The sequence below is a fragment of the Methylobacterium sp. R2-1 genome, assembly GCF_014191355.1.
Taxonomy (GTDB): domain Bacteria; phylum Pseudomonadota; class Alphaproteobacteria; order Rhizobiales; family Beijerinckiaceae; genus Methylobacterium.
Map to the genome: position 1 here is coordinate 1 of NZ_JACHWM010000044.1, position 1365 is coordinate 1365.

Below are 1365 nucleotides of genomic sequence, written 5' to 3' on the forward strand. Positions count from 1 at the left end.
CACCGGAGCGCTGGCGCAGCAGCCCTCGCCGGTGGGCCAGTTCAACGATCAGACGCAGCCGCGTACCGATCCCCGCATCGCCGAAAAGCCCGCCGATCCCGTCCGCACCGGACCGCTCGCCCCATGGGCCACCGACATGGCCGCCCGCGGGCTCACCTTCGACATCAACATCTACGACTTCTACCAGGCCAACCCCTCCGCCGGCCTGCGCACCGGCGAGCAGTCCAACTCCGCCTACTTCGTCCTCTCCATGTCCGCCGACATGCAGAAGCTCGCCAACATCGCCGGCGGCACCATCAAGTTCACGCAGACCTTCTTCGGCCTCGTGCGCAACCTCAACATGGCCGCCGATATCGGCGACACCACCGTCGGCTACCAGCCGCCCTACAATCCCAACTCCAACCGCCTCTCGCTGCTCACCTACGAGCAGAAGCTCCTCGACGACCGCCTCGTCGTCGAATTCGGCCGCACCCACCCGGATCGATACTACGGTCTGCCGCCGTGCAACTCGATCAACTCCTGCTTCCAGGACCTGTTCTACATCAACGCCGGCTTCACCTCGCCGCTCTACGCCGTCTGGGGGGCGAATGCCGCCTACCAGATCTCGCCGACCACCTACATCCAGGCCGGCGCCTTCTCGGTGAACCCCGGCACCAACGCGCTGTCCGGCTACGACTGGGGCTACGAGCGCCTCTCGGGCGCGCTCGTCATGACCGAGATCGGCTACAAGACCGACTACACGGTGACCGCCTATCCGGGCCGCGCCTCGCTCACCGGCTTCTTCAACACGGCCGATCACGACGACAACTTCAAGACGGTGTTCGGCACCTCCAAGGGCCTGAACCCCGGCACCCCGGCGCTGCAGAAGTCGGGCACCTCGGGCCTCGTTCTGACCGGCACGCAGACGGTCTGGCGCGCCGATGGCGGGCTTGTGGCCAACCCGCACCCCACCGCGATCTCGCTCTACACCGGCACAGGCTATTCCTTCGACCCGACGGTGCCGATCCGCTTCAACTCGTTTGTCGGCGTGCTGCTGCAGGCGCCCGACCAGAGCCGGCCGAACGACACCTACGGGCTGAAGATGAACTGGCAGCGCTTGTCGGAGAACTACACGCAGTTCCTGTCGGACGCGAACTTCATCTCGGGCGGGTCGGGCGCGCCGTACGCGCGTGACAAGTTCATCTTCGAGGCCAACGCGCATTTCGATGTCGGCGCGGGCGTGATCGTCGAGCCGGTGGTGCAGTACGTGGTCAACCCGAACTCGTTCTGGAACCCCTTCACCGCGCGCCGCGCCAAGGACGGATTCTACGGCGGCTTCACCCTCGTCGTTCCGCTCGGAACCCTCCTCGGACTCGCACCGGGCTA

At 66.2% G+C, this 1365-nt stretch carries 1 protein-coding gene; it reads left to right on the forward strand.

Annotated features, from left to right (window positions below):
* The coding region (locus tag FHU13_RS27270; RefSeq protein ID WP_183438950.1) for a carbohydrate porin at window positions 1-1365 on the forward strand (1365 nt) is incomplete at both ends.